Raw genomic sequence first — 21,538 nt, 5'->3', positions numbered from 1 at the left:
ATGGGAACCGGCGCGCTGCTGGGCATGCTGAGCATCATCGCGGTGCTGCTGGCGCTGGCAGCCTGGCTGTGGGGCACGGCCAGCAGCCGTGAGCAGCGCCAGGTTTCAATGCGGCACGCCGAGCAGCAGCTTTCGCGCGGAAGCGCCACGGGCGGAGCACCCGCCGGGCCGTCCGTCACCGCTGCCAACGACCCGGCGCGGCCCGCCAGCGCCGGGCGCCGCGTGCTGCCGCTGGATGGCCTGCTGCAGCGCGCAGGGCTGCCGACCGGCTGGAAAATTCCCATCATGCTGCTGGTACCGGGGCTGGTACTGTCGGTGGTGGCGATGCTGCGGCTGGGCACCGCATGGATGTTTCCGCTGACCCTGCTGCTGTACCTGCTTGGCTGCTGGCTGTGGGTGATGCGGCGGACCACGAAGCTGCGTGCGCAACTGCTGCATCAGCTGCCGGACTTCCTCGACAACCTGGTGCGGCTGACCGCACTGGGCAACAGCCTGCAGGCCGCGTTCCAGGTTGCGTCGATGCAGACGAGCGCGCCGTTGCGCGGGCTGCTGGACACCACGGTGCGCTTTGCACGCAGCGGCATGGAGCTGGACCGTGCACTCGCACAGGCCTCGCATCCCTATCGCATGGATGTGCTGAAGGTGTTGTCGGTGGTGATCGGTGTCAGCGTGCGCATCGGCGGGCGCTCCGACCAGATCCTGCAGCGCATGGGCGATTTCATGCGCGATCTGGAACAGGCCCAGCAGGAGCTTGCAGCGACCACCTCGGAGACGCGGATGTCAGCGTGGGTGCTAGGCCTGTTGCCACCGGCCTGCGCGGTATTGATGGCGATCACCAGCCCGGACTTCTTCCAGCCGGTGCTGCACGATCCGCTCGGCCACAAGATCCTGCTGCTTGCACTGGGCATGGAACTTGTCGGTGGCTTCCTGCTGTATCGCTTGGCCAAGTCGCTATGAACCCCCTTCGCCCCGCCGGAGACAACCGATGAGCGCCAGCGCCTGGTTCGCCCTCTCCCTGCTCGTGCTGGCCGCCGGTATCGCCCTGCTCGGTATCGGCGGCTGGGTACGCAGCCATCGTGAGCAACGTACAACGGCCACCTTGAAGACCGCCCTGCAGCCGCGCGAGGCGTCCCGTGACACCGAGCCTGCGCGGCACGATTCGCTGGGCTGGCTGGAACGCTTCGGCCGTGCCCTCAGCGGCGGCCGGCTGGAAACGGCGTTGCTGGCCAATGAAGACCGGCTGCTGTTGGATCTGGCCGGGTGGAACACCCGCCGCGGTACGGCCATCTACCTCGGCCTGCGCCTGCTGCTGGCCGTGCTGGTGCTGGTACTGGTGCTGACATTCAGCAGCGTCACCGGGCTGGCCAGGATAATGGTGATCATCGGCGCCCTCGCCGCCGGCCTGCTGCTGCCCAAGTTCGTTCTCTCCTCCTGGGTGAAACGGCGCCGACGAGCGGTCGACAACGAGCTGCCGCTGCTGATCGACCTGCTGCGTCTGCTGCAAGGCGTGGGCTTCAGCATGGACCAGAGCCTGCAGACGCTCGGCGACAAGCTGCGCGATGCATTGCCGGTCCTCGGCGGCGAGCTGCAGGAGGCCAACATCGCCTATACCCACGGCCGCACGCGCGCACAATCCCTGCGCCGGCTGAGCGAGGTCTATGCCGACGATGACCTGACCAGCCTGATGCAGCTGATCCTGCAGGTGCACGCCCATGGCGGCGCGGTGCAGGAGCCCCTGCGGCAGTTCAGCGTCCGCCTGCGCGAACAGCGTCGCAACACGCTGAAGGAAAAGGTCGGCAAGCTCTCGGTGAAGATGACCGTGGTGATGATGCTGACCCTGCTGCCAGCGTTGATGCTGGTCCTTGCCGGTCCGGCGCTGGTCGCGCTGGCCACCACCATGTCCAAGATGGGGTCCCCCTGATGCCTGCCCTGCGCACTTCCTGCCTGATTGTTGCCCTGGCTGCCGTTGCCGGCGCCAGCGGCTGTGCATCGACCACGCCGAAGTACCTGCGCGCGCCCAGCCTGGCCGCGCCCGAACCGGCACCGCAGGACAGCCGCAATGCCTACCTGGAGCTGATCGAGCGCATGCAGCAGCAAGGCGCATGGTATGCCTCGCTCGCCCACGTCGACGCCTTCCGCCAGCGCTACGGCGATCCGCCGGCGTTGCGCCTGCTGCAGGCCGACGCGCTGCGCGAGACCGGCCAGGCCGATGCCGCGGTCACCCTGTACCGCGATCTTTCCAGTGGCCCCCAGGCCGCCGCGGCCGCCCATGGCCTGGGCCTGATTGCCGCGCGCCGCGACGACGACGCCGGCAGTGAGCAGGCGTTGGCGCGGGCGACCGAACTGCAGCCATTGAATACAAGTTATCTCGGCGACCTGGGCTATGCGCGGCTGCGCGCCGGGCAGTTCGAGCGCGCGCGCGAACCCCTGGCCAAGGCGCTGGAGCTGTCGCCGGGCAATGCCAAGGCCACCGCCAACCTCGCCCTCTGGGCGGTACTGCGGGGCGACACCGCCACTGCCGAACGCCTCGCCCAGCAAGCGAACCTCAACGACGAGACCCGGCTCAGCATCCAGCAACAGGCGGCGCAGATCCGTACCCGCCTGCAGCAGCGCCAGGCCGCAGCGGCAGCCGCCGCAGTCGTGCCGGCCACTGCCCGTGCTCTCGCCAGCGATGCCGCCGGCAACCCGCCCGGCGCCACGCGACTGGCGGCGGAACCGCGCCGCGACAGCCGCGATGAACGCGATCCGCAGCGCCTGCCGCCCTCGATGCTGGAACGCTTCAGCGCCTCCGACCACCCGAACGGGAACACACCATGACCGCGACGCCCCTGACCCGACGCCTGCTGCCCGTTCTGATCTGCCTGCTGCCAGCCGCCGCCGTGCAGGCGCAGCAACAGCCGCTGACCGGGCAGATGCTTGGCGGCAGCACGCCGGCTGCGTCGTCTTCGCAGCCGCTGCAGTCCGAGTCACTGCCCACCGTGGACCTGGCGGCCCCGCCAGCACCGGTGCCGCAGGCGGCGCCTGCAGCAGTGGCCAACACCGACGGCAGCACTGCAGCCCCGCGGCCCGGCCGCAGCCAGATCGGCGATACCACGCGCAACCTGTTCCGCCTGCAGGCATCGGGGCAACAAGCCGGACAGCACCTGCCGATCCTCGGCGACCAGGCGACGCTGAGCTACGCCCGCTACATGAAGAGTTTCGAACACGAGATCCCGGACTTCTTTGAAGCCGATGTCGCCAAGTCCAAGGGATCATCCTCATCCGGACGCTGAGGTAGGCCATGAAACGCCCACGCCAGTTCAGTTTCAGCCGCCCACGGGGCGGCATGTCGATCACCATGATGCTGGTCATGCTGGCACTGCTGGCGATGCTGGGCCTGATCGAGATCGGTTACCTGTTCTGGGCCAAGCGCGATGCACAGAAAGTCGCTGATCTGGCCGCACTGGCCGGAGCGCAGCGACTGGAACTGTGCACCTCGGACAACAGCGACAACAGTGCTGCGCGGCAGAGCGCACTCACCCAGAACACCTTCGCAGGAAGCCTGGAAATCCGCTGCGGAAACTGGAACGTGACCCGCGCCACCGAAGGGCACTTCAGCCCGGTCGTCGATGCAGCGAATCAACGCAACGCCGTCCGTGTCATCACCCGCCGCGCGGTGCTTCCCTTCTTCGGGCAGAACAGCAGCCTGCCGACCGTGACCGCCCAGGCGGTGGCGCGCCGTGCAGAACCGGCGGCGGTTTTCAGTGTCGGCTCGCAACTGCTGCGCATCAATGGCAACACGCCACTGGGAAATGTCCTGAAACTGGTGGGCGCCGACCTCGACAAGACCACCCTGCTCGGCTACGACGGCCTTGCACAGGCGCATATCACCCCGAATGGACTGCTGCAGGCACTGGGCATTCCGATCGACGTCAACATGGGCGTGGCGGAGTTCAACAATCTGCTGGCCGGCCGCAAGGTCAAGCTGGGCAAGATCCTTCAGGCGACCGTTGACCTGCTCACCCAGCAGGGCGTTGCCCACGTGGACCTGAGTGCACTGGAGAATGCCCTGGTCGTGAAGGGCATCGACCTCAAGCAGCTGGAGGTGAAACTCGGCTCCGATGACAGCGGTGGCGGCCTGTTCGCACGCGTGGTCGCGCCGGATGGAACGATTTCCAGCGCGCTGCAGGCCGATGTCAATGTGCTGGACCTGATCGGCACCAGCATCAGCATCGCCAATGGCGGCCGTGCGGTCTCGGTCGATGAACTCAACCTGCTGGGCCTGGTCAATGCCAAAGCCGCCGTGGTGGAACCGCCGTCCATCGCCATCGGTGGCATTGGCTCGCGCGCTTACAACGCGCAGATCCGTGTCTTCCTCGACATCGACACCAACAACATTCCCGTTGCAGGCGGCGTGCTTTCACTGCTGGGCATCCGCCTGAAGCTGCCGGTCCATGCGGACGTGACCAATGCAATGGCGACCCTGACCAGCCTGCAATGTGGCAGCACGCCTCCCACGGCGACGATCAAGGTAGAGTCTTCCGTACTGCGCGCCTGCGTCGGCAAGGTGGCCGACAGCGAGCGGTTCTCCAAGCAGAATGTCTGTGGCGACACCCTGCAGAAGGAACAGATGCTCACACTGCTCGGCGCCCCGTTGATCAATGACAGCATCAAGGTCAATACGCTGACCGACACGCAAAGCCTCACCCTCCCCGCCGGCGCGACCGGTTCAACCCAGGTCAACTCCCTGGAGGTGGGCACCGCCGTGTCCGAGCTGGTCAGCGAACTGCTGCGCGTACTGTCCGGCATGCTCGATCCGCGCGACGATGGCATGAGCCAGGGCTCGACCGCAGCGCAGTTGGCCGATCGCTACCTGAAAGCAGCCAACGTTGGTCGCAATCGCTACGACGTCGATGCGTCCATCAAGCTGCTTGAACTTGGCGACCAGACGCGGGGGTTGAAGCCTTTGGGCGCGTGGGATGTACCCAAGGGTGTTCCAAAACCCTGCCTGGTGGGCCTGCTCACATGCTGGGAGGATGGCTCGGTCTGGAAAGGCTATCGCACGGCTGTGACTGGCGAAGGGCTGGGCGTGCTGCCGGCACTGCTGGGTAGCCTGCTCGGCGGACTGACCGTCAACCGGTGTGCAAGCCTGCTGATTTCCTTGAGCGACCAGGCCTACAACAACTGCATGACGCAGAACCTCGCGTCTTACCTGCAGACCGCCCACGACGGCTTCCTGGACCAGTTCGCCGGCGACGGTGTCACCGCCCCCGGCAATGGCCCGGTCAGTTGTTCGGGCCTGCTGTGCTTGCTGCTGAAGCCCGCCCTGGACGTCCTGAAGCCGCTGCTCAACAGCGTCGGCTCCCTGCTGCGCTCGCTGCTGGCGCAGGTGCTGGGCCTGGAACTGGGCCGTACGGATGTGCATGTCCAGTCCATCCAGTGCACGCCCGCACAGCTGGTCTACTGACCCGTGACGGGCGCCCTTGGCGGCGCCCGCGCACATGCTAGACTCCCGGCGGGGAACCACCTTCATCTCAACCCACACTCATCCGTGGATGGTCTAGACATGCGAGAAACTTCAGGGGGCGCGGTCTTCGCCCGGCACGCGCGCGGCGCGGCACTGCTGGCCGTGGCCATGATGCTGGTGGCACCGGCGGCGATGGCTGCCCGTGGCGACCGCGAAGCAGCCGCAGAGCCGGCCGCACGTACCGCACCGGTGGTGCGCAACACCGTTGACGAGCTCAAGCAGCTGATGGATGCCCGCCAGCTGACCGAGCTGCGCACCACCTACAACGGCAACTACGGCGCCAGCCTGCTGTTCAATGCCAACACCCTGACCTACTACGTCGCCCTGTTCCAGGAGAAGAACTTCTGGCGGGTGATCAAGACCGATGCCGTCGACAACGCCGAGCGTGTCTACCGCACCTTCGCGCAGCAGTCAGAGCAGCTGGCCCAGGTCTACATCGACACCACCCGACTGGAAGCCGGCAAGCGCTATACCGAGCGCCTGGTGGCCTACAACGAGGAGCGCCTGCGCACCCTGCAGCAGGAAATGGAACAGCAGCAGGCACAGTCGGCCCAGGTCAGCGCTGCCCTGCAGCAGGCCCAGCAGCAGGCGGTCAGCCTGAGCAGCGACGTGCAGAGCACCAACAGCCAGCTGGATTCCCTGCAGCGCCGCATCCAGATCCTGCAGGCCGAACAGGGCAACCCGGAGCTGAGCCTGCCCAAGCCGGACAGCGTGCCCTCGCCGGCACCGGCGGCCGCCAGCGACGGTCGCTGAGGTCCAGCGCCTGGCGTGCCGTCCAACGGCGCCTACGGGCGCCGTTGTCGTTTCCGGCACCATTCCATTTCAACGGCACGCCTCATGCACGGCATCGTCCAGTTGCCGGCGCTGCACGAAGTCCATGCGCTTGCCATTGGCCAGCACCTTCCCACGATGCTGCCGCGCGCGCTCACAGGCGGCGGGATCCGCGCTGATCGGTATCAGTGCAGCCCGCGCACGCCGCTGCTGCACCACACGCGGACGCAATGAAGCTGGGCTCGCTGCCTTGGCCACGCTCGCACCTGTTGAGGTCGGCTCCGCCGGCACCTCCCAGCGCCATTCCGCGCGCCCCTGGCACGGCGTCTGCTGGTAGACCGGATGCGGCCCGTCCACACATTTGTAGACGTTGGTCTGAGCATGCGCCCCCGTGGCCAGCAGCAGGTACAACAGCGGGCTCCAACACGCGTTCGACATTGCAGGCTCCTCGTCAGGGCTGCCGCCATCCTCGATGCCGGCACGGCTTCGTGCCAGAGCGATACACGTCACATCCGGCGTAATCCAGCACAGCCGTGCAAGTCGTCGGTCTGGCGCTGCGCTGTACTGCCGAAGGCACCGGCATCCGCGCCAGCGCCTTCCCTCCCTTCCGTCAAGGAAACCACAATGAGCAACTTCGTCACCGTCGCCGACGGCGCGCGCATCTTCTACAAGGATTGGGGTACCGGCCAGCCGATCGTGTTCGCGCACGGCTGGCCGCTGTCGTCCGATGCCTGGGACCCGCAGATGCTGTTCATGGGCCAGAACGGCTTCCGCGTGATCGCTCACGACCGTCGCAGCCACGGCCGCTCCAGCCAGACCTGGGACGGCAACAACATGGACACCTACGCCGACGACCTGGCCGCCGTGCTCGAGGCGCTGGACCTGAAGGACGCGATCCTGGTCGGCCACTCCACCGGTGGCGGCGAAGTGGCCCATTACATCGGGCGCCACGGCAGCAAGCGCGTGGCCAAGGTGGTGCTGGTCGGCGCCGTGCCGCCGCTGATGCTGAAGACCGATGCCAACCCGGCCGGTACCCCGCTGGAGGTCTTCGACGGCATCCGCAAGGGCACCGGCGGTGACCGCTCGCAGTTCTTCAAGGACCTGACCACGCCGTTCTTCGGCGCCAACCGCGACGGCAACACGGTCACCCAGGGCATGCGTGACTCGTTCTGGCTGCAGGGCATGCTCGGTGGCGTCAAGGGCCAGTACGACTGCGTGCACGAATTCTCGGAAGTGGATTACACCGAAGACCTGAAGAAGATCGATGTGCCAGCGCTGGTGGTGCATGGCGATGACGACCAGATCGTGCCATTCGATGCCTCGGCCAAGCTGTCCTCGCAGATCATCAAGGGAGCCGAGTTGAAGGTGTACGCCGGTGCGCCGCACGGCCTGACCGTCACCCACGCCGACCGGTTCAACGCCGACCTGCTGGCGTTCGCACGCGGGTGAGGCACTGCGGCGGCGCCACCCAGCGCCGCCGCCCCTGTGGTAGAGCCGACCGCTGGCCGGCTGCGCAGGATCGGGATGGATTGATCGCGCAAAATGGGGACGGAGGGGATTATGACTTTGGGGCACAAACGACTAATTCCCATCCGTCCCCTTTTTTGTCAGATATCGCTGTGGTGGTGCGGGACCCCGGTCTTCGGCAGCGGGTCATGCCCGCCCACGAAGTGGCGCACCACCGGTGCACGCTCACCGCGATGCAGCCCGCGCAGCACTTCCTGGATCGCCTTGTCATCGGCGGTGATGCGCTCGTGCTGGCGCAGGTGCTCCAGCCACGATGGGGTCACGAAATACTCCAGGTGGATGCCCGGACTGGCCACATCCTCGACCACGCCCCAGACCACCGCGCCATCGCGGCGGCGGATCGTGCCCAGCGCGCGCATCTGCGCCTGGAACGCGGCGCGGTCAGCCTCGTCGATGCGGTACTCCAGGGTGACCAGTACCGGGCCGCGATCGTTGGATACCGGCACCGACAGTTCCGGTGCCGGCCAGTGTCCCGCCGGGCGCAGGTTCAGGTCTTCAGTACCGGCAATGCGCACGCGCCACACCAGCAATCCGCCGATCACCGCACCCGCGGCAGCCACCAGCAAGGCCAGCTCCGGCGAGGTGCGCTGCGCCAGTGCACCCCAGCTCAGGCCACCGGCCGCCATGCCAGCGGAGAACACCATGATGTACAGCGCCAGTGCACGCGCCCGTACCCACGCTGGCACTGCGGTCTGCGCGGCAATCTGCAGCGACGACAGCACGGTGATCCAGGCAAAGCCATTGATCAGCATCACCAATGGCAGCACGTACCAGCTGCGGGTCAGCGCCAGCCCGACCAGGCTGAGTGCCAGCGACAGCGTGGCCAGCAGCACCAGCAGGTCGCGATCCATCTGCGCGCGCAGCTTCGGCAGCAACAACGCACCACCCACGGCACCGATCCCGATGCAGCCGAGCAGCATGCCGTACTGCCCCGCCCCACCCTGCATCTGGCCGCGTACCACCACCGGCAGCAGTGCATTCATTGCTGCAGCAAAGAAGAAGAAGCCGACCGACTTGATCAACACCGCCTGCAGGCGCCCGGCGCGGCTGGCATAGCGCAGGCCCGCCTTCAGGCCGGCACCGAAGCCTTCCGGCGGCAGGCTGGACTGTTTCGGGTCGCGCTTCCAGCCCCACACCACGAACAGCATTGCGGCAAAGGTGATGGCGTTGAAACCGAAGGCCCAGACCGCGCCGAGCTGGGCGACGATCACACCGCCGATGGCCGGGCCGATCGAGCGCGCGATGTTGATGCCGATCGAGTTCAGCGCCACCGCCGAGGCCAGCAACGGCTGCGGCACCAGTTCGGATACGATCGCGGCCTGCGCCGGCATCGCCATCGCCGCACCGCAGCCCATGCAGAAGGTCAGCAGCACCAGCAACTGCGGGGTCAGCATGTCCATCGCGGTCAGGGCCGCCATCACCGCGGCGACCAGCAGCATCCAGCCCTGGGTGGCCAGCAGGTACCTGCGGCGGTCGACGATGTCGGCCAGGGTGCCGGCGGCCAGTGCCAGCAGCACGATCGGCACCGTGGTGGCCGACTGCACCAGCGCCACCATCAGTGGTGAGCCGGTGCGCTCGGCCATTACCCAGGCGGCGGCCACATCGTTGACCCAGGTGCCGATGTTGCTGGCCAGGATCGCCAGCCAGATCGAGCGGAACATCCGGATTTTCAGCGGGGACCAGGCACCTGCGGCCTGTGCGGGGGGTTGCGACGCGGTTGCGTTCACCATTGCCATGCTCCAACGATCGAGGCGAACAGCGTGTCCTGGCCTCCGGCCTGCTTCAGTGCAGGACCGGCATCGACCCAGGCCAGCTGCAGCTGCCATTGCCAGTGTTCGCTGGCCTGCCAGCGTGTTTCGGATTTGTATTGATTACCGATGCGGCGCGCGCCACCGGCGCTGCCTGGCAACGCCACCAGCGGTGCCGGCGTGGTGTAGACCGCATCGGCACGACGATGCTTCCAGGCCATCTGTACGCCCAGTTCCGTCGTCACCGCGTCGTGCAGGCGCAGGGTCAGGGTCGGCTGGAGGTCCATCAGGTTGGCCGGGGCCAGCAGGCTGGCCTCGCTGAAGTAGGCCGATTTCGGGAACAAGGCGTTGAAGGTTCCCAGGCGGCCGTCATGCAGGTTGCCATCGCCACTGGCGATGTCGGCCTTCAACCCCAACCGCGGCTGCAGCGGCAGGTTCGTCCAGCGCCACCCCGTATCGGTCGCCAGCGTCCAGGCGCGGATATCGAGGGTGCCGGCGGTCGTCCGCAGTTCACCGCCCTGCGCCACCAGCTCGCTGTTCCAGTCCAGTGCACCGGCATGGCCGAACCAGCGCGCGCCCAGAGTGTGCCGACGTTCGGTACCGCTGCCTGCGGCGAAGCGCGCGCCTTCGCGGCGGTAGTCCAGCAGATACAGATCCCACTGTCCCGCGCCCTGTCCCCGCACCGTGGTGGCATAGGCACCCCACAGGTGGGCACCGTGCTCGCCGCGATCATCAAAGGCACCCGGTCGGTTTTCCACTGGCCGCAATGCCATCAGATCAAGCGTACCCAGGCGGCCTTTCCAACCCACACGCGCACCGTCGAACGCCAGGCGAATGTTCGGCCCGTCGCGCACCGACAGCAGCCGTGAACTGCCATAGCCGGCTTCCTGCCGGCCGAGTTGCAGGTGGAAGCCATCGCGCTGCCAGCGCCAGTACGCCTGCTGCACGTCCAGCGCGCTACGGTCGGTACGGCCGGGGCCGCCGGCCTTGCCCCTCTCACCGTGCACACCCAGCTGCAACTTCGCCTGCCAGGTCTCTTCCACATACGTGGCCGAGGCCAGCGCGCGCAGCAGGCCATAGCCATCCTCGCTGCCGCCAATGCCGAACCGGGTCGGGTCGTAGTACAGCCCACGCACACGCAGCGACGCATCCCATTGCAGTTGGCCGTCACCGGCGTCGCTGCAATGACCGCCGTCGCAGGCCTGCACCAGCGACGGTGCGGCCAGCAATGCCAGGCTCAGAACGCGAAGCACGAGCATCCCATCGCGCCCCAGAACGCGGTCAGGTCATCGGTGGGCGCCGCGTGCCGGGCCGCATGACCATGAGCACCGTGAGTGCTGCAGGCTACGCCGTGATGGTGACGATGGGCGGCGGCCAACCCGGTGGCGGTACCGCCGACGTGGTAGCCGCCGAACCGGTTGACCGGCGACCAGTTGGGCATCGCCGGCGGCAGCTGCGGCGCAAGCCCTGCATAGTCGGCGTCGGCATGCACGATGCGGCCACCGACCACGGTCAACACGCTGGTGATGTCGGCGATCTGCGCATCATCCACGCGGAAGAAATCGGCCGAGAGCAGGATGAAATCGGCCAACTGGCCGACCTTCAACGTACCCTTCACTGCTTCGTCGCCGGAGAACCAGGCACTGCCCTGGGTCCACAGGCGCAGCGCCTGCTCGCGTTCGAGCAGGTTCTCATCGCCATACAGGGCCAGCCCGCCGACGGTGCGCCCGGTCACCAGCCAGGACAACGCCACCCACGGGTTGTAGCTGGCCACACGGGTGGCATCGGTTCCAGCACCGACCGGCACGCCTTCGGCCAGCATGCGCTTGACCGGCGGCGTATGCCGCGCGGCCTGCACGCCGTAGCGCTCGACGAAGGCTTCGCCCTGATAGGCCATGCGATGCTGCACGGCGATGCCGCCACCCAGCGCACGGATGCGCTCGATGTTGCGCGGGGTGATGGTTTCGGCGTGATCGATGAACCAGTGCAGGCCATCGAACGGCACCTCGCGGTTGACCTGTTCGTACACATCGAGGATGCGGGTGATGCTCTCGTCGTACGTCGCATGGATGCGGAACGGCCAACGCTTCTCGACCAGCAGCTTCACCACATCGTGCAGTTCCGGCTCCAGCTCCGGCGGCAGTTCCGGGCGCGGCTCGTTGAACAACTCGAAGTCGGCCGCGGAGAACACCAGCATCTCGCCGGCACCGTTGTGGCGCAGCAGGTCATCACCCTGCCGCGGCTGCAGCATCTCGCTCCATCCGCGGAAGTCATCCACTTCCTTGCCCTTGTTCTGGGTGAACAGGTTGTAGGCGATGCGCACGGTCAGCTGGTCATCGCGGTGCAGCTGCTCGATGACCTGGTAGTCCTCGGGGTAGTTCTGGAAACCACCGCCGGCGTCGATCACCGAGGTGATGCCGAGACGGTTCAACTCACGCATGAAATGACGGGTGGAATTGGCCTGGTACTCGATCGGCAGCTTCGGACCCTTGGCCAGGGTCGCGTACAGGATCAGCGCGTTGGGCTTGGCCAGCAGCAGCCCGGTCGGGTTGCCGAGCGAATCACGCACGATCTGCCCGCCCGGCGGATCCGGGGTGTCCTTGGTATAGCCACAGGCACGCAGTGCGGCGCGGTTGAGCAGCGCCCGGTCGTACAGGTGCAGCAGGAACACCGGCGTGTCCGGCGCGATATCGTTGAGCTCCTGCAGCGTGGGCAGGCGCTTCTCGTTGAACTGGGTGGCGGTGAAACCACCGACCACGCGCACCCACTGCGGTGCAGGCGTGCGGTCGACCTGCGCCTTCAGCATGTCCAAGGCATCGCCCAGCGAACGCAGGCCGTCCCAGCGCAGTTCCAGGTTGTAGTTCAGGCCACCACGTATCAGGTGGGTATGGCTGTCGTTGAGGCCGGGCAGCAGGCGCCGGCCCTGGGCGTCGATCAGGGTCGCTTCATTGCCCCAGCCACGCATGATCTCCTCGTCGCTGCCGACGGCAACGATGCGCCCTTCCTGCACGGCCAGCGCCTGTGCATGCGGCTGCTGTGGGTCAAGGGTGGTGATGCGGGCATTGCGGATGACCAGCGTGCTCATGCGACGCTCCTTGGAAGTGGAATCGAGTGCGGCACCGGCACGGCCGGCCAGACCCAGCGCCACCGCGGCGCTGCCGGCCAGCACCACGTTGCGGCGGCCGTGATCGAGTGGATCGTGACTCATGCGAGATCTCCCGGAAGGCGTTGGCCGTCCAGTGCCCAGGCGCCGGGCCCGGTCAGCGCGAGGGCCAGCAGTACCGTGGTCCACATCAACGGGTACTCACTGCCACCGCGCATCCAGAACCAGCCCTTGGGCAGGGCCAACAGAACGGTGAAGCCGATGAAGGCCGCCGCTGCAAGCGCGGCGACGCGGGTCTGCCAGCCCAGCAGCACGGCCAGCCCTGACAGCACCTGCAGCAGGGCCAGCAGCAGCGGCAGCGGTGCCACCGCTGGCAGGCCGAAACCGCGCAGTTCGGTGGCGAAGCCGGCCAGCCCAGGACCGCCGAACCAACCGAACAGCTTGCCCAGCGCGTGTGGCAGCAGGAATCCCCCGGCTGCCACGCGCAGCATCAGCAGGGCCAGGTCGAGGCCATGGCCAGCCAGCATGCTCAGTGCCCGCCTTCCTGCGCGCCGAACATGCGCTTGGCGTACTGGATGCCGATGCCATAGCCACCGGCGTGGTCGCGGGCGATGCCGGTGGTCAGCTCGTAGGTCTCGCCACGCGCCCAGTCACGCTGCAGCTCCAACAGGTACTGCACGCTGGTCATCGGCACTGCACCGGCCTGCACCATGCGGGTGATCGCACGCTCGTGGGCTTCTTCGCTGACATCGCCGCAGGCATCGGTGATCACATACACCTCGAAACCCTGCGCCAGCGCCGACAGCGCCGGGCCGACGATGCAGACGCTGGTCCACAGGCCGGCAACGACCAGGCGACGCTTGCCGATGCGGTTGATCTCATCGATCACCGGCTGGTCTTCCCAGGTGTTCATCGAGGTGCGGTCGAACACCGTCTGGCCCGGGAAGATCTCCGGCAGTTCCGGGAACATCGGGCCGGAGAACGACGCTTCGGCGACGGTGGTCAGCAGCACCGGCACGTTGAAGCCCTTGGCGCCCTTGCTGATCAACGACACGTTGTTGCGCAGCGCGGAGATATCGATGGTGTGGGTGGCGAATGCCATCTGCGACTGGAAGTCGATCAGCACCAGGGCATGGTCGGTGGGCGACAACAGGGCCGGGGCGGGCGTGGCGGTGGCAAGGCTCATGGTTGGACTCCGTTGGAAACACGATCAGGGGGAAGCAACAGGGCCGCATCGCCGGCCAGGTACTGGCCGGGGCTGCAGCCGGTTTCGGCGCGGAAGCTGCGGACGAAATGGCTCTGGTCGAAGAAGCCCAGCTGCTGCGCCAGGCAGGACATCGGCAGCTGCGCGACCGGCAACAACTGGCGCGCACGTTCGATGCGACGACGGCGCACGTAGCGCAGCGGGCTTGCACCGGTACCGGTCCGGAACAGGCGCACCAGATGGAAGCGGCTGACGCAGGCGGCTGCGGCCAGCTCGGTCACCCGCAGCGGCTGCGACAGGTGCTCATCGACATAGCGCAGGGCGCGCTGCAATGCGGCGGCCTGCTGCGGTGCCAGCGCCACGGCGGGCGGATCGGGCGAAAAGACGGTGGCCATGCGGGACGCCGCGAGGGGGTGCCCCATGGTGCGTGGCCGCCGCACGATGCCCTACCCCCGTCGGTCGAGGCCAGCACCTACCCGAATGGGGGAGGCCGACGCCCGAGCAGGCGACGACCGAACAACCGCGCATCCAGTGAATAGGCGCCAGGGCCCAACATCAACAGCGCCAAGGGCAGCACCACCTGTGACCACGGCGCCTGCTGCGCGAGCAGGCCCACGGCCGCCATCAGCACGGCCAGTGGCGTCAACACACCCAGCGTGAGCATCGGCACTGCCAGCAGGCACAGCGCCGACCACCCGCCCGCATGCGTGCCGGGCGTGCACAGTGCCGCGGACAGGCACAGCCGCAGCCACAGCAGGCCGATGCCCGGCCCGCGGTCGGGGAACATCACGAACAGGCGCTGCATGGCCGGGCTCCACAGGGCATGCCGGCGTGATAACCGACCGCGGCGGCGACCGCCTACCCCGTTCGGGTCACCCCGGACTGCCCCGCACCTGCCAGAATGCGCGCCATGCGTGGCCGCCCCTTCCCGTTCCTGCGTCGCCTGCCGACGCTGCTGACGTGCCTGCTGCTGTGGACCGCCCTGCCCGCTTTTGCCGTGCAGCGCCCGCCGGTGAGCGGCGGGCTGCCCGGTTACGAGCACACCGCGTGGCGGGTCGGCCAGGGTGCACCCGGCGATATCTGGGACATCACCCAGGACCGCGACGGCCTGCTGTGGCTGGCCACCGGCTCGGGCCTGTACCGCTTTGATGGCCGTCGCTTCGAACGGCAGGCAGCGCCCGTCGGCAGCCAGTTCCCGTCCACCAACATGGTCACGCTGGCGCATGCCGCCGACGGTGCCCTGTGGATCGGCTACTTCCAGGCCGGCATCAGCCGGTTCGCACAGGGGAGGCTGCACAACTACGGCCGCGAGCAGGGGGTGCCGGTCGGCGTGGTCCCACGCTTCAGCCAGGATCGCCAGGGCCAGCTGTGGGCGGCGATCAATGGCGGGCTGCGCCGCTTTAATGGACAGCGCTGGCAGCCACTGCCGGCCGCAGCCGGCCTGCCCGAACGCCGTGTGCAGTGGGTGCTGCACGACAGCCGGGGCAGGTTCTGGGTGCTGGCCGACCTGAAGATCTGGATGCGTGCGGCCGGCCAGACCACGTTCGAGGACACCGGCATCGCGGTCTCGCAGATGGCAACGCTGGCCGAAAGCCCGCAGGGTGAAGTGTGGTTGGCCGACCGGGTGCGCGGCACCTCACCCCTGGCCAACGCGCAGGGCCTGTTGGCGGCCAGCGAACGTGAAGCGCGGCGTCTTCCGGAACTGGTTGCTGCACGCCTGCAGTTCACTGCCGATGGCGCGCTGTGGGCCACGATGAGCCCGCACGGCGGCGTCGCCCGCATCACCTTCGACGGCAGCCGCGCCGTGCGCATGGAGCGTTTCGATTCGCCGCACGGGCTGACCGCCACCTCGGCGGTGCCGATCATCGCCGACCGCGAAGGCAATCTCTGGGTCGGCACCAATCTCGGCCTCAACCGCTTCCGCGCACGCAGCGTGCACACCCTGGCAGTGGGCCCGAGTGATCCCTACCGCTCGCTGGTGCGGGCCAGCGATGGCCGCGTGTATGGCTATGGCGAAGACCTCAAACCCTACGATCTGCGGCGCACTCTGCTGGATGGCAGTGCCCCGCAGCTGCAGGCCGCCGCGCGCCAGGCACCCACGCCGATCTGGCAGTTCGATTGGGTCAATCTTGCGCGCACGGTCGCCGGCCACACCTCGTTGATCCCGCTGCCGGCCCCGTTCACCGGGCAACCGCTGCACGCCCTGCTGTTCCCCGACGACGCGCAGGCCTGGGTATGCACGGGTGAACGCGGCGTCCTGCACTACCTGCATGGCCAATGGCAGCGCGAGGTCCGCCTGCCCGAGCAGGCCTGCTCATCGCTGGCGCTGGATGCCCATGGCCAGCTGCTGCTCGGCTATGCCGACGGCCGCCTGCGCCGGATGAGCGCGGGCCACATCGAGAGCTTCGATGCCAGCCAGGGCCTGTCGGTCGGGCCGATCACCGCAATGCTGCATCACCAGGACCTGCTGCTGGTCGCCGGCGAAGCCGGTCTGGCTGCGCGCGTTGGCAACGGTCGTTTCGTTCCGGTGCGAACCGACATGGCCGGTGTACTGGAAGGCATCACCGGCATGGTGGCCGATCCGAACGGACACCTCTGGTTCAATGGCAGCCGTGGCCTGGTCCGGCTGGGGAGCGATCAGCTGCGACGGACGCTGCGGACCGGGCTGCCGGTGACGCCACGCCTGTTCGATGCGGTGGATGGCATGCCGGGCATCGCCCTGCAGAGCGGACCGATCGCCACCGCCACGCTGGCCGATGACGGACTGCTGTGGCTGGCCACCAACCAGGGCCTGGCCTGGCTGGACACCACCCGCTCGCACGTCAACACCATGGCGCCCAGCGTGCGCATCGGCGAAGTGCTGTATGGCAGTGAGCACGAGCCACTGCGCGATGGCCTGCGCCTTCCGGCCGGCACCAGCCAATTGCAGATCGATTACGTGGCGCTGTCGCTGGCGCGCCCGGAGCGCAACCGCTACCGCTATCGCCTGTCCAACGTCGACGACGGCTGGCAGGATGCCGGCAGCAGCACCCGCGCGTATTACACCAACCTCGCTCCGGGCAACTACCGGTTCGACGTGGAAGCCGCCAACGAGGACGGCATCTGGAGCACTGCACCGGCCAGTCGCGGCTTCCGCATCGCCCCCACCTTCATGCAGACGGTGTGGTTCAAGCTGCTGTGTGCGGCCGCGATCCTCGCACTGCTGGTGATGGCGGTGCGCATCCGCAGCGGGCAGCTGGCCGCGCTGTTCCGCGCGCGCCTGCAGGAACGCAATGGCGAACGCGAACGCATCGCACGCGACCTGCACGACACCCTGCTGCAGGGCAGCCAGGGCCTGATCCTGCGCCTGCACGCGATCAGCCAGTCGCCGCAGACCCCGGAGCAGGTACGCGGCCAGCTGGAATCGGCGATGCAACTGGCCGAGCGCAACCTGGCCGAGGGCCGCGAGCGGGTCAATGCCCTGCGTGAGGGACCGTTCGCTGGCCGCGACCTCGCTTCGGCACTGGCCGATGTGCACGCCGAGTACGCCGGGCATGGCACCAACCCACTGCGCCTGACCGTGGAAGGTGCAACGCCACCGCTGCAGGCCGACGCGGCCGAAGAAGTGTTCCTGATCGGGCGTGAGGCGATCCGCAATGCGTTGCGTCACGCCAACGCCAGCGCCATCGAAGTGGAGCTGTCCTACGGCACGCGGTGCTTCCTGCTGCACGTGCGCGACGATGGCGTCGGCATCGCCGACGACAATGCCGGCCATGGTCATTGGGGCCTGCAGGGCATGCGTGAGCGCGCGCAGCGCCTCGGTGCGGAACTACAGCTGTGGACCCGCGCCGGACTGGGAACCGAAGTCGCGCTGGCGGTTCCCGCCCGGCGCCTGTATCACCGCCGCCCATCGCGCTGGCGCTGGCCCTGGAGTAAAGCAAACCATGACTGAGTCCCCTGCCCTGATCGGCGTGCTGGTGGTCGACGACCACCCGCTGCTGCGTGACGGCCTGGCGGCGCTGCTGGGCGCACAACCCGATCTGCGCCTGCTCGGCGAAGCCGCCGATGGCGAGGAAGCCATCGCCTGCTACCAGCGGCTGCAGCCCGACGTGGTGCTGATGGACCTGCAGATGCCACGGCTGGATGGTGTGGAAGCGATCGTGCGGATCCGCGCGATGGACCCGCGCGCGCGCATCATCGTGCTGACCACCTACCGTGGTGACGTACGCGCGGTCCGCGCGCTGCAGGCCGGCGCCAGCGCCTATCTGCTGAAGGACATGCTGCGCCATGAGCTGGTCGATACGATCCGCATGGTCGCTGGCGGCCGCCGCGCACCGATTCCCCCGGCGGTGGCGGCCAGCATCGCCGCGCATGTGGTGGAAGACCGGTTGTCGCCGCGCGAAACCGAGGTACTGAGGCATGTAGCCGGCGGCCTGTCGAACAAGCGCATCGGCGAGCGCATGCAGATTTCCGAGCAGACGGTGAAGGCGCACATGAAGAGCCTGATGGACAAGCTGGGCGTGGGTGATCGCACGCATGCGGTGACCCAGGCGCTGCGGCGCGGGATCATCAGCCTGGACGACAGCGGTCACGATTAGGGGTTGTTCGGCAGGGCTTGCAGCCCTGCACCCGCGGTAGTGCCGGCCGCTGGCCGGCAACCTCAGGAGCAACAACAGCAACAGCGGGCTTTCCATGGGATGGCGGGGTGGTGCCGGAGTGCGGGGACGCTGCAAGTCCCCCTCCGGGGCCCGGCCCAGCCGCTGGCGGCTGTGCGTTCGGGCGCTTGCGAAGCCGTGCTTCGCAAGCAAAGCGCCCTCACCCATGTAAGCTCGGTCGCCGCATCCATGCGGCTCACGCCCCCTCAACCGGACCCACCCCGCCTTCGACAGTTGGCCGCGATCTGCTGGATCTCGCTGGGAAACTGATCGGAACCGGCTTTTGTAGAGTCGAGCCATGCTCGACTGCTCTTTCCCCACAAACGCAAAACGCCCACCAAGGGGCGGGCGCTCTGCTTTCAAATCAACAACCTGGCCCGACTCAGGGCAGGCAGCGCACCTCGGCCTGCAGCGCGCCGCGCCGCAGGCATTCGCCGAACAGGCTGCCCTGCCGGCTCGGCAGGGACTGGATGTTCTCCAACGCCCCCGCTCCCGCCCGGCACGTCCGCGAGGCCAGGGCCTGCAGATCGTCCTCCAGCTGTGCGCGGTCGATCGCATGGCAGCGATCAACCGCCAGCCGGTACTGCGCCGGCCCGATCCGCGTGCTGTGCAGCGCCGGGTCGCTCTGGCAGCCCGCCAGCAGAAGCACGCTCAGCACTCCTGCGGCGGCAGGCTTCACACCATCGCCTTGGACTGCTCCAGCTCCACCAGAAGGGTGCTGGCCAGTTCGTCGCGCGACACTTCGAACTGCTGCTCGCGCAGCAGGTCCTTCACCGCAACCACACCGCGCGCCAGTTCATCCTCACCCGCCAGCACCACGAAGCGGATGCCTGCCTTGGCCGCGTACTGGAACTGCTTGCCGATCTTCTTCGGCTCCATCTGCACTTCGGTGTTGATGCCACCGGCACGCAGGCGGCGGGCAATGTCCAGCGACTGCGGCATGCCCTGCTCGTCCATCAGTGCAACCAGCGCCTGTACGCTGCTGGCTTCGATGCCGTCGATCAGGCCGGCCTCACGCAGCTGCCAGAACAGGCGCGACAGGCCGATGGAGATACCGACGCCCGGCAGCTTCGACTTGCTGTAGTGGCTGGCCAGGTCTTCGTAGCGGCCGCCCGAGCAGATCGAGCCGATCTGCGGGTGGTCGGTCAGCGTGGTCTCGTAGACGGTGCCGGTGTAGTAATCCAGACCGCGCGCGATGGAGAAGTTCAGGCAGTAAGCGGTTTCCGGCACGCCCAGCGCCTGCACCAGCTGCAGCACTTCGCGCAGTTCGGCGACGCCGGTGCGCAGGATCTCCGAAGAACCGGCGTCGGCTTCCAGCGTCGCCAGCTGCGCCAGCGCATCGGCATGGCTCTGCGAACGCACGGCGACGAACGCCAGAATCTTCTCGACCTGTTCTGCCGGGATGTTGAAGCCCTCGCCCACCAGCGTCTCGCGCACATAATCGGCGCCGCGCTTGTCCAGCTTGTCCACTTCGCGCAGCACCGCCAGCTGGCGCTCGCCTTCGGCCACGCCCAGGCTCTCGAAGAAGCCGCGCATCAGCTTGCGGTTGTTCAACTGGATACTGAAATCACCGATGCGCAGTTCAGAGAACACCGCTTGGATGACCGCCAGCACTTCGGCGTCGTACCGCACGCTCAGGCTGTCCTTGCCGATCACATCGATGTCGCACTGGTAGAACTCGCGGAACCGGCCGCGCTGGGCGCGCTCGCCGCGGTAGACGCGCTGCATCTGGTAGCGGCGGAACGGGAAGGTCAGTTCGTGTTCGTGCTCGGCCACGTAGCGCGCCAGCGGCACGGTCAGGTCGAAGCGCAGCGCCATTTCCGGCAGCGAGCGATCGCCCGACTCGGCCGCGTTCGCCAGCGCCCCGGTGGACTGCACGAAGTACACCTGGCGCTCGGTCTCGCCACCGGACTTGGTCAGCAGCACGTCGGACAGCTCGAACACCGGCGTCTCCACCGGCAGGAACCCGAAGCGCTCGTAGTTGCGGCGGATGACGTCCAGCATGCGCTGGAACGCAATCTGCTCGCGCGGCAGCAGTTCAAGGGTGCCGGGCGGGGTACGGGGCTTGATCACGGGCGGAACTCCTGCTGGAACGGGACGTGGGAGGGGGCGACATTCTAGCGCCCCCGCCTCGGGCAGGGTCGAACGGCCGCTTGAAGTATCATAAGGCCCTCCCCGCCCGCGATACGCCCCCCCGCAACATGTCACGGCCTTCCGGCGCTCCGCCCGCCACCAACGATCCCGCCTCGCCGTCCTGCACCACGCTGGACTGCCTGCACTGCTCGGTTCGCCACCTTGCGGTGTGCTCGGCGCTGTCGCCCGATGAAGTGCAGGCGCTGGAGCAGGTCACCGTCTCGCAGCAGGTCAGCATGGGCAGCACGCTGGCCCGCACCGGTGAAGAGCGCGACCATGTCTATACATTGACCGGCGGCGCACTGCGGCTGGTGCGCACCCTGGCCGACGGCCGCCGCCAGATCAACGGCTTCGTGCTGCCCGGCGACTACCTGGGCCTGAGCGGCAGCGACCACCATCGCTACGACATCGAGGCCATCGCCGACAGCCGCGTCTGCCGCGTCGCGCTGCCACAGATGAAGGCACTGCGCAGCCGTTTCCCGCACCTGGAGCGCAAGCTGCTGCAGCGTGCCTGCCAGGAACTGGATGCCGCGCAGGACGCCGCGCTGGCACTGGCGCGCCTGCAGCCGGCCGAGAAGCTGGCCGATTTCCTGCTGCGCCTGGCCGCGCGCGAGGCCAAGCTGGGCGGCGACGGCCTGCGCGTATCGCTGCCGATGGGCCGCGGCGATATCGCCGACCATCTGGGCCTGACCATGGAAACGGTCAGCCGTACCTTCACCAAGCTGCGCCAGCAGGGGTTGATCGCCTTGCCCCACCTGAACGTGGTGGAGATCCTCGACGAGGATGGGCTGCGTACGCTGGCCGGTGAAGGGTTGATCTGACCGCATCGCGGTTCATGGGGTTGGCGGGCCCACGCCCGCCCAAACAAAAAAAAAAACAAAAGGATAGTAGGGCGCCAAGCCGCCAACCCCA

Annotated in this window: 20 protein-coding genes; 10 read left to right on the top strand and 10 right to left on the bottom strand. The window is 67.7% G+C overall.

The window, feature by feature from the left end:
- From ABE423_RS06725 to ABE423_RS06700, 6 genes are all read left to right on the top strand, one after another.
- On the top strand, positions 1 to 957 hold the full coding sequence (locus ABE423_RS06725) for a type II secretion system F family protein (protein WP_346485484.1): 957 nt from the start codon (positions 1 to 3) through the stop codon (positions 955 to 957).
- Positions 958 to 985: 28 nt separating this feature from the next.
- Entirely contained in the window at positions 986 to 1,921 is a 936-nt protein-coding gene (locus ABE423_RS06720; protein WP_346485482.1) for a type II secretion system F family protein, read from the top strand.
- The gene (locus ABE423_RS06715) at positions 1,921 to 2,817 is read left to right on the top strand and encodes a Flp pilus assembly protein TadD (RefSeq protein WP_346485480.1); all 897 of its coding nucleotides are present in this window, start codon (positions 1,921 to 1,923) and stop codon (positions 2,815 to 2,817) included. Before ABE423_RS06720 ends, ABE423_RS06715 begins: the two co-directional genes overlap by 1 nt.
- A complete protein-coding gene (locus ABE423_RS06710; RefSeq protein ID WP_346485479.1) occupies positions 2,814 to 3,272 on the top strand; it encodes a DUF3613 domain-containing protein in 459 nt (152 codons plus the stop codon). Before ABE423_RS06715 ends, ABE423_RS06710 begins: the two co-directional genes overlap by 4 nt.
- Positions 3,273 to 3,280: 8 nt before the next feature.
- Complete coding sequence (locus ABE423_RS06705) at positions 3,281 to 5,446, top strand: TadG family pilus assembly protein (protein WP_346485477.1); 2,166 nt, start codon at positions 3,281 to 3,283, stop codon at positions 5,444 to 5,446.
- A 99-nt stretch (positions 5,447 to 5,545) separates the two neighbouring features.
- The gene (locus tag ABE423_RS06700; RefSeq protein WP_043402505.1) at positions 5,546 to 6,259 is read left to right on the top strand and encodes a DUF2968 domain-containing protein; all 714 of its coding nucleotides are present in this window, start codon (positions 5,546 to 5,548) and stop codon (positions 6,257 to 6,259) included.
- 69 nt (positions 6,260 to 6,328) lie between these two features.
- Here the strand turns inward: ABE423_RS06700 and ABE423_RS06695 are convergent, their stop codons facing one another.
- Positions 6,329 to 6,715 (bottom strand): hypothetical protein, encoded by a 387-nt coding sequence (locus ABE423_RS06695; RefSeq protein WP_346485475.1) that lies wholly within the window; start codon positions 6,713 to 6,715, stop codon positions 6,329 to 6,331.
- A 186-nt stretch (positions 6,716 to 6,901) separates the two neighbouring features.
- On the opposite strand from ABE423_RS06695, the gene ABE423_RS06690 reads away from it, so the two are divergent.
- Positions 6,902 to 7,726, top strand: a complete 825-nt coding sequence (locus tag ABE423_RS06690; protein WP_125894358.1) for an alpha/beta hydrolase — start codon at positions 6,902 to 6,904, stop codon at positions 7,724 to 7,726.
- Positions 7,727 to 7,884: 158 nt separating this feature from the next.
- Here ABE423_RS06690 and ABE423_RS06685 read toward each other — a convergent pair whose 3' ends face one another.
- The 7 genes from ABE423_RS06685 to ABE423_RS06655 all read right to left on the bottom strand — a co-directional run bounded on the left by ABE423_RS06685 (position 7,885) and on the right by ABE423_RS06655 (position 14,664).
- Positions 7,885 to 9,534, bottom strand: a complete 1,650-nt coding sequence (locus ABE423_RS06685) for an MFS transporter (RefSeq protein WP_180837646.1) — start codon at positions 9,532 to 9,534, stop codon at positions 7,885 to 7,887.
- Positions 9,528 to 10,811 carry an alginate export family protein gene (locus ABE423_RS06680; RefSeq protein WP_180837647.1) on the bottom strand — a complete coding sequence of 428 codons (1,284 nt, stop codon included), beginning with the start codon at positions 10,809 to 10,811 and terminating at the stop codon, positions 9,528 to 9,530. Before ABE423_RS06680 ends, ABE423_RS06685 begins: the two co-directional genes overlap by 7 nt.
- Positions 10,790 to 12,637 carry an amidohydrolase gene (locus tag ABE423_RS06675; protein WP_180837664.1) on the bottom strand — a complete coding sequence of 616 codons (1,848 nt, stop codon included), beginning with the start codon at positions 12,635 to 12,637 and terminating at the stop codon, positions 10,790 to 10,792. The genes ABE423_RS06680 and ABE423_RS06675 overlap by 22 nt, the downstream gene beginning before the upstream one ends.
- Before the next feature lie 119 nt (positions 12,638 to 12,756).
- Positions 12,757 to 13,182, bottom strand: a complete 426-nt coding sequence (locus ABE423_RS06670; protein ID WP_049398467.1) for a DoxX family protein — start codon at positions 13,180 to 13,182, stop codon at positions 12,757 to 12,759.
- Positions 13,183 to 13,184: 2 nt separating this feature from the next.
- A complete protein-coding gene (locus tag ABE423_RS06665) occupies positions 13,185 to 13,841 on the bottom strand; it encodes a hydrolase (protein WP_049422794.1) in 657 nt (218 codons plus the stop codon).
- Positions 13,838 to 14,281, bottom strand: a complete 444-nt coding sequence (locus ABE423_RS06660) for an AraC family transcriptional regulator (protein WP_053091059.1) — start codon at positions 14,279 to 14,281, stop codon at positions 13,838 to 13,840. The genes ABE423_RS06665 and ABE423_RS06660 overlap by 4 nt, the downstream gene beginning before the upstream one ends.
- 50 nt (positions 14,282 to 14,331) lie before the next feature.
- A complete protein-coding gene (locus ABE423_RS06655; protein WP_125894352.1) occupies positions 14,332 to 14,664 on the bottom strand; it encodes a hypothetical protein in 333 nt (110 codons plus the stop codon).
- 96 nt (positions 14,665 to 14,760) lie between these two features.
- Between ABE423_RS06655 and ABE423_RS06650 the strand changes: the two genes are divergently transcribed.
- Positions 14,761 to 17,790 carry a two-component regulator propeller domain-containing protein gene (locus ABE423_RS06650; protein ID WP_346485470.1) on the top strand — a complete coding sequence of 1,010 codons (3,030 nt, stop codon included), beginning with the start codon at positions 14,761 to 14,763 and terminating at the stop codon, positions 17,788 to 17,790.
- Entirely contained in the window at positions 17,783 to 18,436 is a 654-nt protein-coding gene (locus ABE423_RS06645) for a response regulator transcription factor (protein ID WP_107432195.1), read from the top strand. Before ABE423_RS06650 ends, ABE423_RS06645 begins: the two co-directional genes overlap by 8 nt.
- A gap of 439 nt (positions 18,437 to 18,875) precedes the next feature.
- On the opposite strand, the gene ABE423_RS06640 is transcribed toward ABE423_RS06645, so the two are convergent.
- Entirely contained in the window at positions 18,876 to 19,142 is a 267-nt protein-coding gene (locus ABE423_RS06640) for a hypothetical protein (RefSeq protein WP_065428524.1), read from the bottom strand.
- Positions 19,143 to 19,168: 26 nt separating this feature from the next.
- Positions 19,169 to 20,566, bottom strand: a complete 1,398-nt coding sequence (hisS, locus tag ABE423_RS06635; RefSeq protein WP_346485468.1) for a histidine--tRNA ligase — start codon at positions 20,564 to 20,566, stop codon at positions 19,169 to 19,171.
- Positions 20,567 to 20,694: 128 nt separating this feature from the next.
- On the opposite strand from hisS, the gene ABE423_RS06630 reads away from it, so the two are divergent.
- Positions 20,695 to 21,447: a helix-turn-helix domain-containing protein gene (locus ABE423_RS06630; RefSeq protein ID WP_032127414.1), complete on the top strand. Its 753-nt coding sequence runs from the start codon at positions 20,695 to 20,697 to the stop codon at positions 21,445 to 21,447.
- The last annotated feature ends 91 nt before the right edge of the window (positions 21,448 to 21,538 follow it).

Source organism: Stenotrophomonas sp. TWI1409 (assembly GCF_039673015.1).
Lineage (GTDB): Bacteria > Pseudomonadota > Gammaproteobacteria > Xanthomonadales > Xanthomonadaceae > Stenotrophomonas > Stenotrophomonas maltophilia_A.
This window is presented reverse-complemented; position numbering and strand designations above follow the sequence as displayed.

What these genes read in the sequence shown, in the direction of transcription:
- ABE423_RS06725 (WP_346485484.1), top strand. Translation starts at nt 1, where the DNA reads ATGGGAACCGGCGCGCTGCTGGGCATGCTGAGCATCATCGCGGTGCTG.
- ABE423_RS06720 (WP_346485482.1), top strand. Translation starts at nt 986, where the DNA reads ATGAGCGCCAGCGCCTGGTTCGCCCTCTCCCTGCTCGTGCTGGCCGCC.
- ABE423_RS06715 (WP_346485480.1), top strand. Translation starts at nt 1,921, where the DNA reads ATGCCTGCCCTGCGCACTTCCTGCCTGATTGTTGCCCTGGCTGCCGTT.
- ABE423_RS06710 (WP_346485479.1), top strand. Translation starts at nt 2,814, where the DNA reads ATGACCGCGACGCCCCTGACCCGACGCCTGCTGCCCGTTCTGATCTGC.
- ABE423_RS06705 (WP_346485477.1), top strand. Translation starts at nt 3,281, where the DNA reads ATGAAACGCCCACGCCAGTTCAGTTTCAGCCGCCCACGGGGCGGCATG.
- ABE423_RS06700 (WP_043402505.1), top strand. Translation starts at nt 5,546, where the DNA reads ATGCGAGAAACTTCAGGGGGCGCGGTCTTCGCCCGGCACGCGCGCGGC.
- ABE423_RS06695 (WP_346485475.1), bottom strand. Translation starts at nt 6,715, where the DNA reads ATGTCGAACGCGTGTTGGAGCCCGCTGTTGTACCTGCTGCTGGCCACG.
- ABE423_RS06690 (WP_125894358.1), top strand. Translation starts at nt 6,902, where the DNA reads ATGAGCAACTTCGTCACCGTCGCCGACGGCGCGCGCATCTTCTACAAG.
- ABE423_RS06685 (WP_180837646.1), bottom strand. Translation starts at nt 9,534, where the DNA reads ATGGTGAACGCAACCGCGTCGCAACCCCCCGCACAGGCCGCAGGTGCC.
- ABE423_RS06680 (WP_180837647.1), bottom strand. Translation starts at nt 10,811, where the DNA reads ATGCTCGTGCTTCGCGTTCTGAGCCTGGCATTGCTGGCCGCACCGTCG.
- ABE423_RS06675 (WP_180837664.1), bottom strand. Translation starts at nt 12,637, where the DNA reads ATGAGCACGCTGGTCATCCGCAATGCCCGCATCACCACCCTTGACCCA.
- ABE423_RS06670 (WP_049398467.1), bottom strand. Translation starts at nt 13,182, where the DNA reads ATGCTGGCTGGCCATGGCCTCGACCTGGCCCTGCTGATGCTGCGCGTG.
- ABE423_RS06665 (WP_049422794.1), bottom strand. Translation starts at nt 13,841, where the DNA reads ATGAGCCTTGCCACCGCCACGCCCGCCCCGGCCCTGTTGTCGCCCACC.
- ABE423_RS06660 (WP_053091059.1), bottom strand. Translation starts at nt 14,281, where the DNA reads ATGGGGCACCCCCTCGCGGCGTCCCGCATGGCCACCGTCTTTTCGCCC.
- ABE423_RS06655 (WP_125894352.1), bottom strand. Translation starts at nt 14,664, where the DNA reads ATGCAGCGCCTGTTCGTGATGTTCCCCGACCGCGGGCCGGGCATCGGC.
- ABE423_RS06650 (WP_346485470.1), top strand. Translation starts at nt 14,761, where the DNA reads ATGCGCGCCATGCGTGGCCGCCCCTTCCCGTTCCTGCGTCGCCTGCCG.
- ABE423_RS06645 (WP_107432195.1), top strand. Translation starts at nt 17,783, where the DNA reads ATGACTGAGTCCCCTGCCCTGATCGGCGTGCTGGTGGTCGACGACCAC.
- ABE423_RS06630 (WP_032127414.1), top strand. Translation starts at nt 20,695, where the DNA reads ATGTCACGGCCTTCCGGCGCTCCGCCCGCCACCAACGATCCCGCCTCG.